This window comes from Streptomyces sp. CA-294286 (assembly GCF_050947155.1).
Taxonomy (GTDB): domain Bacteria; phylum Actinomycetota; class Actinomycetes; order Streptomycetales; family Streptomycetaceae; genus Streptomyces.
In genome coordinates this window covers 526,993-536,964 of record NZ_CP192005.1, presented here as the reverse complement: position 1 = coordinate 536,964, position 9,972 = coordinate 526,993, and the positions used below count along the sequence as shown (strand labels likewise).

The window sequence follows — 9,972 nt, the reverse complement described above, 5'->3', positions numbered from 1 at the left end:
CGGAGCAGACGGAGCAGAACATGGCCACGCCCACGCCCCACGACAAGGTCGTCGAAGCGCTCCGGTCCTCGATGAAGGAGACCGAGCGGCTGCGGCGCCAGAACCAGAACCTGGTCGCCGCCGCCACCGAACCCATCGCCGTCGTGGCGATGAGCTGCCGCTACCCGGGCGGGGTCCACTCGCCCGAAGACCTGTGGGACCTGGTCGCGGCCGGAACCGACGCCATGTCGGACTTCCCGGCAGACCGGGGCTGGGACCTCGACGCCCTGCGCGGCGCCGGAGTCGACGCGCGCGGCCACTCCGTGAGCCGGGGCGGCGGGTTCCTCGACGACGTGGCCGGCTTCGACGCCGACTTCTTCGGCATCTCGCCCCGGGAAGCCGCGACGATGGACCCGCAGCAGCGACTGCTCCTGGAGACCTCCTGGGAGGCGTTCGAGCGGGCCGGGATCGACCCGTCGCGGCTGCGCGGCAGCCGCACCGGCGTCTTCATGGGCACCAACGGCCAGGACTACGCCTACCTGCTCGTCCGGTCACTCGACGACGCCACCGGCGACATCGGCACCGGCATCGCCGCCAGCGCGGTCTCCGGTCGACTCGCCTACCAACTGGGCCTGGAGGGGCCCGCGGTGACCGTGGACACAGCCTGCTCCTCCTCACTGGTCGCCCTGCACTGGGCGGTCCAGTCCCTGCGGGCCGGGGAATGCTCCCTCGCCCTCGCCGGCGGCGTGAACATCATGTCCACGCCCGGCTCCCTGATGGAGTTCAGCCGGCAGGGCGGGCTCGCGGGCGACGGCCGCTGCAAGGCGTTCGCCGACGCCGCCGACGGAACGGGCTGGTCGGAGGGCGTGGGCGTACTCGCCCTGGAACGCGTCTCGGACGCCGTACGCAACGGACGCCGCGTCCTCGGCGTCGTACGCGGCTCCGCCGTCAACCAGGACGGCGCGAGCAACGGCTTCACCGCACCGAACGGTCCCTCCCAGCAGCGGGTGATCCGGCAGGCGTTGGCGGCTTCGGGTCTGTCGGCGGCGGATGTGGACGTGGTGGAGGGGCACGGGACGGGTACGCCGTTGGGCGATCCGATCGAGGCGCAGGCGCTGTTGGCCACGTACGGCCGGCAGCGGGGCGAGGGCGCGAATCCGTTGTGGCTGGGTTCGGTGAAGTCCAACATCGGGCACACGCAGGCCGCGGCCGGTGTCGCGGGCGTGATCAAGATGCTGATGGCGATGCGGGCGGGCGTGCTGCCGCGCACGCTGCACGTGGACGCACCCTCCAGCCATGTCGACTGGGCGTCGGGCGGCGTACGCCTGCTCACCGAATCCACGGAGTGGCCGGCCGGTGCACGACCGCGCCGGGCAGGCGTCTCCTCGTTCGGCATCAGCGGGACGAACGCGCACGTCGTCCTGGAGGAAGGCCCGGCGCAACCCGCCGCCGAACCCTCGGACGCGGCGGCGCTCGCCCCCTGGCCGGTCTCGGGGAAGACGGCTGCCGCGCTGGACGCCCAGGTGGAGCGGCTGGCGGGAGTGCCGGGCTCCGCGCTCGACGTGGGCTTCTCCCTGTCGGCCTCACGGGCGCGCTTCGCGCACCGGGCCGTGCTGGTGGACGGTGTCGAGGTCGCGCGCGGGGTGGCGGGCGAAAGCCCCCTCGCGGTGCTCTTCTCCGGCCAGGGCGCGCAACGGCTGGGCATGGGACGGGAGCTGTACGCGCGTTTCCCGGTGTTCGCGGCGGCCTTCGACGAGGTGTGTGCGGGGCTGGACGTTCCGGTGCGGGACGTGGTCTGGGGTGAGGACGCGGAGGCGCTGAACCGCACGGAGTGCGCGCAGACCGCCCTGTTCGCCGTGGAAGTGGCGCTGTTCCGGCTCGTCGAGTCGTTGGGCGTGCGTCCGGACTTCGTGGCCGGGCACTCGGTGGGCGAGATAGCCGCTGCCCATGTGGCGGGAGTGCTGTCCCTGGCCGACGCGTGCACGCTGGTGACGGCGCGCGGCCGGTTGATGCAGGCGCTGCCGGAGGGCGGCGCGATGCTCGCGGTCCAGGCGTCCGAGGAGGAAGTGACGCCGCTGCTGGGCGAGAGGGTGTCGATCGCGGCGGTCAACGGCCCGACGGCCGTCGTCGTCTCGGGCGCCGAGGCCGGGGTGGAGGCCGTACGCGCCCACTTCGACGGCTCGGGCCGGCGGACCACGCGGCTGCGTGTCTCGCACGCGTTCCACTCGCCTTTGATGGACCCCATGCTGGACGCGTTCCGCGCCGTGGTGTCGGGGCTGTCGTTCACGGCTCCGGAGATTCCCATGGCCCTCGGCGACGAGTCGGTGTGCGACCCGGAGTACTGGGTTCGGCACGTCAGGGAGACGGTGCGCTTCGCGGACGCGGTGCGGGGACTGGCAGCCCAGGGAGTGCACAGGTTCCTGGAGCTGGGGCCGGACGGGAGCCTGTGCGCGCTGGCACAGTCGAGCGTGGAGGCCGTGGCGGCCCCCGTGTTGCGCAAGGGCCGGGGCGAGGAGCGCGCACTCCTCGACGGGCTGGCGAAGCTGTACTGCGCGGGGGCCACGGTCGAGTGGGAGCGCCTGTACGACGGTACGGGCGCACGGATCGTGGACCTGCCGACGTACGCCTTCCAGCACGAACGCCACTGGCCCGCGCTCATCCCCGACGCGGGCGACGTCACGGCGGCGGGGCTGATCGCGGAGGCACACCCCATGCTCGGGGCTGTCCTTCCGCTCGCCCAGTCCGAGGGCGTGGTCTTCACCAGCCGGCTCTCGGCGCACGCCCAGCCCTGGCTGACCGGACGGTCGACACCGATGACGGGCCTGCTGGAACTGGCCCTCCGGGTCGGCGATCACGTCGGCTGCGACCGGGTCGAGAGCTTGGTGCACACCGCGCCCCTGGCGGTGCCCGTGGAGGGCAGCGTCATGACACAGGTGCGCGTGGGGGAACCCGACGCGTCCGGCGCCCGAACCGTCGCCTTCTTCTCCCGCGCCGACGGAGCGGCCTGGACCGAGCACGCGACCGGCGTGGTCGCCCCGGCAGGCGGCCGGCCGCCCGCGGACATCAGCGGCGCCGAGGTGGAGTGTGCGTTGTCGGGTGAGGTGGCGGTGGAGGCGGAGCGGTTCGGTCTGCATCCGGCGTTGCTGGCGGAGGTGGTGCGGGAGGTCGCGGGGGAGCGGGGGTGGGTGCCTGTTTCCTGGCGTGGGGTGTCGTTGCATGCGTCGGGTGCGTCGGTGGTGCGGGCGCGGATTCTGCGTTCGGCGGCGGGTTCGGTGTCCTTGCTGTTGGTGGATGCTGCGGGTGAGCCGGTTTTGAGCGTCGAGTCGCTGGTGCTCGGGGAGCCGGTGGTGCCGGTGGGGGTGCCAGGTCGGGATGGCTTGCTGAGTCTGGAGTGGGTGCCGGCGGATGTGTCGGGGGCGTCCGCGGTCGACGAGGACTCGTTGACGGTGCTGCCCGTGGCCGGTGGTGACGAGCCCGAGGCGGTGCATGCCTCGTGCGGCCGAGTGCTGACTGCGGTGCAGGAATGGCTGTCGCAGGAGCGCCCGGAGGGCGCGCGACTGGTGGTCGTGGTGCGGGGCGACCTCGCCGGCGCTGCCGTCACGGGTCTGGTGCGGGCGGCGGAATCGGAGAACCCGGGCCGGTTCCTGCTGGTGGAAGCAGAGGGCGCCTGGTCGGCTGCGGAGGTGCTGGCGGCCGGAGAGCCGCACGTACGGGTCCGTGACGGATCCGTACAGGTGGCGAGGCTGGCCGCACTGGGCACGGAAACGCCGTCGGTGGAGTCCCCGTTGGGTGGGGGGACGGTGTTGGTGACGGGTGGTACGGGTGGTCTGGGGCGTGAGGTTGCCCGGCATCTGGTGGTTCGGCGGGGTGTGCGGAGTCTGTTGCTGGTGTCGCGTCGGGGGTTGGGTGCTCCGGGGGCGGTGGAGTTGCGGGACGAGTTGTGCGCGTTGGGTGCGCGGGTGTCGGTTGTTGCGTGTGATGTGGCGGACCGGGAGGCTCTGTCGCAGGTGTTGGCGGGGGTGGAGCTGTCGGCGGTGATTCATACCGCGGGTGTGCTGGATGACGGTGTGGTGACGTCGTTGTCGGCTGAGCGGGTGTCGCAGGTGTTGCGTCCGAAGGTGGATGCGGCGTGGTATCTGCACGAGTTGACGCGGGGGATGGATCTTTCGGCGTTCGTGTTGTTCTCGTCGATCTCGGGTGTGATGGGTTCGGCGGGTCAGGGTAATTACGCTGCCGCGAATGTGTTCCTGGATGCGTTGGCGGTGCGTCGTCGTGCGGAGGGTCTGCCCGCGCAGTCCCTTGCCTGGGGTGCGTGGGCGCCGTCCGGCGGTATGACCGCGACTCTTTCCGAGTCCGACCGGCAGCGCATCGCCGCCTCGGGGGTGCCGCCGCTCTCCGTCGAGCAGGGTCTCGCTCTCCTCGACGCCGCGATGGCCACCGACGCCGCCCACCTGGTCCCCCTCGGCCGCCTGGGCGGTGAGCAGCGTCCCGGGGGTGAGGTGCCCCCGCTGTTCCGCGGGCTCTTCAAGAACGCCCGCCGGAGGGCCGTGTCGGCGACCGCAGGGGCGCTCGGGCTGAGGCTCGGCGTCCTCGCCGAGGAGGAACGGGCTCGGGAGGTGCTGCACCTCGTACGGACCGAGACCGCCGGCGTCCTCGGACACGCGTCGTCCACGTCGATCGAGGCCGAGCGGGAGTTCAAGGACCTGGGCATCGACTCGCTCTCCGCACTGGAACTGCGCAACCACCTGAATCGGGCCACCGGCCTGCGGCTGCCCGCCACCCTCGTCTTCGACCACCCCACCCCCACCGCCCTCGCCGGCCATCTCCTCGCCGAACTGCTCGACGAGCAGCAGGCCGTGGAAACGGACGCACCGCGCGCATCCGACCACGCCGACCCGATCGCGATCGTCGGCATGGCGTGCCGGATGCCCGGCGGCGTGGACACCCCCGAGGGCCTTTTCGACATGCTTCTCGAAGGCCGGGAAGGAATGACGGACTTCCCCACCGACCGGGGCTGGGACCTCGCCGCCCTCTTCGGCGACGACGGCCCCGGCAACAGGGGAAGCAGCGCGACCCGCAGGGGTGGATTCCTCTCCGCTCCGGGCGACTTCGACGCCGCCTTCTTCGGGATCTCGCCACGCGAGGCGCTCGCCATGGACCCGCAGCAGCGGCTGCTGCTCGAAACCTCGTGGGAGGCGTTCGAGCGGGCCGGGATCGACCCCTCCCGGCTGCGCGGCAGCCGGACCGGCGTCTTCGTGGGCACCACCGGGCAGGACTACGCCTCGCTGGTGATGAACTCGCGCGAGGACGTGGAGGGCCATGCCAGTACGGGCCTGGCGAACAGCGTCATCTCGGGTCGGGTGTCGTACGCCCTCGGGCTCGAAGGCCCCGCAGTGACCGTGGACACCGCCTGCTCGTCCTCCCTGGTGTCCATGCACCTGGCCGCCCAGTCCCTGCGCAGCGGCGAGTCCTCGCTCGCGGTGGCCGGCGGTGTGACCGTGCTGTCCACCCCGGTGAGCTTCCTCGGTTTCAGCCGGCAGGGCGGGCTGGCCGGGGACGGGCGCTGCAAGGCGTTCGCGGACGCCGCCGACGGCACCGGCTGGTCCGAGGGCGTCGGCGTGGTCGTCCTGGAGCGGCTCTCGGACGCCAAGCGCAACGGGCACGACATCCTGGCCGTCGTGCGTGGCTCGGCGGTGAACCAGGACGGCGCGTCGAACGGGCTGACCGCACCGAACGGCCCCTCCCAGCAGCGGGTGATCCGGCAGGCGTTGGCGGCTGCCGGTCTGTCGGCGGCGGACGTGGACGCGGTGGAGGGGCACGGAACGGGTACGCCGTTGGGCGACCCGATCGAGGCGCAGGCGCTCCTGGCCACGTACGGCCGGGAGCGGGGCGCGGGCGGCGGACCGTTGTGGCTGGGTTCGGTGAAGTCGAACATCGGGCACACCCAGGCCGCCGCAGGTGTGGCCGGTGTGATCAAGATGGTCATGTCGATGCGGGCGGGCGTGCTGCCGCGCACGCTGCACGTGGACGCGCCCTCCGGTCACGTCGACTGGACTGCGGGGGACATCAGCCTCCTCACGGAGAACACCGTGTGGCCGGAGTCGGACAGACCCCGGCGGGCCGGGGTCTCCTCGTTCGGTCTCAGCGGCACCAACGCGCACGTCGTCCTGGAGCAAGTGGCCGAAGCGCCGGTCGCACCGTCCGAGGCGTCCGGCGAATCGTCCGGAGCGACGATCCTGGCCCCGCAGGTGGTGTCGGGCAGGTCGCAGGCCGCCCTGGACGCCCAGATCGAACGGCTGGCGGGCCTCAAGGCGTCTGCGCTCGACGTGGGCATCTCCCTGTCGGCCTCACGGGCCCGTTTCACCCACCGGGCAGTGCTGGTGGACGGAGTCGAGATCGCGCGTGGAGCGGCTCGCGAAAGGTCCCTCGCGGTGCTCTTCTCCGGCCAGGGGTCGCAACGGCTGGGCATGGGGAGGGAGTTGTACGCACGCTTCCCGGCGTTCGCGGACGCCTTCGACGAGGTCTGCGCGGAGTGGGACGACACACCGGTTCGCGAGGTGGTGTGGGGCGAGGACGCCGATGCGCTGAACGGGACCGCGTATGCGCAGCCCGCCCTCTTCGCCGTCGAGGTGGCCCTGTTCCGGCTCGTCGAGTCGCTGGGCGTGCGGCCGGACTTCGTCGCCGGGCATTCGGTGGGTGAGATCGCCGCCGCGCATGTGGCGGGGGTGTTGTCGCTGGCCGACGCGTGCGCGCTGGTGGCCGCCCGGGGCCGGTTGATGCAGGCGTTGCCGAAGGGCGGCGCGATGCTCGCCGTGCAGGCCACGGAAGAGGAAGTGCGCCCGCGGCTCGCCGAGTTCGTCACCGTCGCCGCCGTCAACGGTCCCGCCTCGCTGGTCGTATCCGGCGCGGAGGAGGCAGTCGAGAGGATCGACGCGCACTTCCGGGGGCGGGGGCTGAAGACGACGCGACTGCGGGTTTCGCACGCGTTCCATTCACCTCTGATGGACCCGATGCTCGACGAGTTCCGTGCGGTGGTCTCGAAACTGTCGTTCTCTCCGCCGAAGATACCGATGGCCGCGGACGCTGCGGTGGTGTGCGACCCGGAGTACTGGGTGCGGCACGTCCGGGAGACCGTACGGTTCGCCGACGACGTACGAGCGCTGCGTGCGGCCGGAGCCACGGCCTTCGCCGAGCTCGGCCCGGACGGAGTGCTGACCGCCCTCGCTCGGGAGATCCTGGATGCCGGGGGCGTCGAGGACCCGGCGGACGTCGTGCTGGCGCCGGTGCTGCGCAAGGGCCGGGGCGAAGAGAGCACCCTGGTCGACGGCCTGGCGCGGCTCCACTGCGCGGGCGTGGGAGTCGACTGGGCACGGCTCTACGACGGTACCGGCGCCCGTCGGGTGGACCTGCCGACGTACGCCTTCCAGCGCGAGCGGTACTGGCCCGTCCCCGCCGCCCGCACGGGCGATGTCGCGGGCGCGGGTCTCGCCCCGACGGGGCACGCACTCCTGGGCGCGGCCGTCTCCCCGGCGGACTCCGGAGGGAGCATACTGCTCACCGGCCGGCTGACCCTGGCCGCGTTGCCGTGGCTCGCGGACGGCTCCGCCGGGGGGCCCGTGGTCTTCCCGAGCGAGGGCCTGTTGGACATGGTGCTGCGGGCCGGTGAACAGGCCGAATGTGAGCACCTCGGGGAACTCGCCCTTGCCGACCGACCGCTCGTGCTGCCCGAGTCGGGCGCCGTGGTCGTCCAGGTGACGGTCGGGGCACCCGACGAGACCGGCGCCCGTACCGTCGGCTGCTACTCGCGGCCCGAGGAGAGGCCCGACGAGCCGTGGACCTGCCACGCCACCGGTCGGCTGACCCCCGAGAAGACTGTCCTGAACCTCCCCGACGACGCGCCGACGAGCGAGGCCACTCTGCCGGGCCGCGGCGAAGACGCAAGGCTCTACGGGCTGCATCCGGCGTTGTTGCGGGAGGTGGTGCGGGATGCCGCGGGAGAGCGGGAGTTGATTCCTGTTTCCTGGCGTGGGGTGTCGTTGCACGCGGCGGGTGCGTCGGTGGTGCGGGCGCGGACCGTGTCGACCGCCCCGGGCGTGCTGGCGGCGGAGCTGGTGGACGCCGAGGGCGAACTGGTGCTGACGGTGGCAGAGTTGGTGCTCGGGGAGCCGGTGGTGCCGGTAGGGGTGCCGGGCCGGGATGGCTTGCTGAGTCTGGAGTGGGTGCCGGCGGACGTGTCGGCGGGGGTGTCCGCGGTCGACGAGGACTCGTTGGCGTTGTTCCCGGTGGTTGGTGGTGTTTCGCCGGAGGCGGTGCATGCGTCGTGTGCGGGTGTGCTGGCTGCGGTGCAGGAGTGGCTGGGGAGGGGGGATGGTGCGCGGTTGGCTTTTGTGACGCGGGGTGCTGTGTCGGGGGCTGATCTGGCGGGTGCTGCGGTGTGGGGTCTGGTGCGGGCTGCGGAGTCGGAGAATCCGGGGCGGTTCGTGCTGGTGGATGTCGAGGGTGGCGGGGAGGTGCCGGTGGGGGAGGTGCTTGCGGCGGGTGAGTCGCAGGTGCTGGTCCGTGACGGGGTCGTGCATGTCGGCCGGCTGGCGCGGTTGGGTGCTGCGGTCGGTGCGGTGGAGTCCCCGTTGGGTGACGGGACTGTGCTGGTGACGGGTGGTACGGGTGGGTTGGGGCGTGAGGTTGCCCGGCACTTGGTCGTACAGCGCGGGGTGCGAAGTCTGTTGTTGGTGTCGCGTCGGGGGTTGGGTGCTCCGGGTGCGGTGGAGTTGCGGGATGAGCTGTGTGCCGTGGGTGCGGAGGTCGCGGTCGTTGCGTGTGATGTGGCGGACCGTGAAGCGCTGGCGGAAGTGCTGGAGGGGGTGGAGCTCTCCGCGGTGATTCATACCGCGGGTGTGCTGGATGACGGTGTGGTGACGTCGTTGTCGGCTGAGCGGGTGTCGCAGGTGTTGCGTCCGAAGGTGGATGCGGGCTGGTATCTGCACGAGTTGACGCGGGGGATGGATCTTTCGGCGTTCGTGTTGTTCTCGTCGATCTCGGGTGTGATGGGTTCGGCGGGTCAGGGTAATTACGCTGCCGCGAATGTGTTCCTGGATGCGTTGGCGGTGCGTCGTCGTGCGGAGGGTCTGCCCGCGCAGTCCCTTGCCTGGGGTGCGTGGGCGCCGTCCGGCGGTATGACCGCGACTCTTTCCGAGTCCGACCGGCAGCGCATCGCCGCCTCGGGTGTTCCGCCGCTCTCCGTCGAGCAGGGTCTCGCTCTCCTCGACGCCGCGATGGCCACCGACCTCCCCTACCTCGTCCCCCTCGGCCGGATGTCCGGGGCGGGCGCGCCCCGGATGCGCGGGGAAGTGCCCCCGCTGCTGCGCGGCCTGGTCAGGAGCGCCAAGCGGCAGGCAGCCACCGGCGGCCCCGCGGCCGGAACCCAGGACGTACTCGTCGCCCGGCTCCGCGAGCTGCGTGAAGGGGAGCGGCTCCGACACGTACGGGAACTCGTCCAGGCGGAAGCGGCAGCAGTGCTCCGGCACGGGTCGGCGCAGTCCGTGGACGCCGAGCGGGAGTTCAAGGACCTCGGCGTCGACTCCCTCACCGCGCTCGAACTGCGCAACGGGCTCACCGCCCTGACCGGTCTGCGGCTGCCCGCCACTCTCGTCTTCGACTACCCGACCCCGGCGGTCCTCGCCGAACATCTGCTGGCCGTCCTGCTCCAGGACCACCGGGAAGGGCAGGACGCCCAGTCCGCGCTCCTCACGGAACTCGACCGGGTGGACGCCGCGTTGACGGCGGCCGAGCCCGACGAACAGACCCGCGCGGCGGTCTCCCAGCGGCTGCGCCACCTCCTGGAGAAGTGGCGCGCCGACGACGAGGACACCGAGTCCGCCGAGGTCGCGGAGCGGATCGAATCCGCCACCGCCGACGAAGTCCTCGCGTTCATCGACAACGAGCTCGGCCGGCTGACCGACCGCTGATCCGGTCCGACCGCCGCCTCTCATCTCT

Annotated in this window: 1 protein-coding gene; it reads left to right on the top strand. The window is 72.1% G+C overall.

Translation table 11 applies throughout. The features are described 5' to 3' along the window. Positions 1-20: 20 nt before the first annotated feature. Positions 21-9,944, top strand: coding sequence for an SDR family NAD(P)-dependent oxidoreductase (locus ACQPZG_RS07335; RefSeq protein WP_433545013.1), 9,924 nt, complete (start codon positions 21-23; stop codon positions 9,942-9,944). Positions 9,945-9,972: the final 28 nt, after the last annotated feature.

Bases quoted from the DNA above. Each gene is read 5' to 3' on its own strand.
- ACQPZG_RS07335 (WP_433545013.1), top strand. From the start codon at position 21: ATGGCCACGCCCACGCCCCACGACAAGGTCGTCGAAGCGCTCCGGTCC.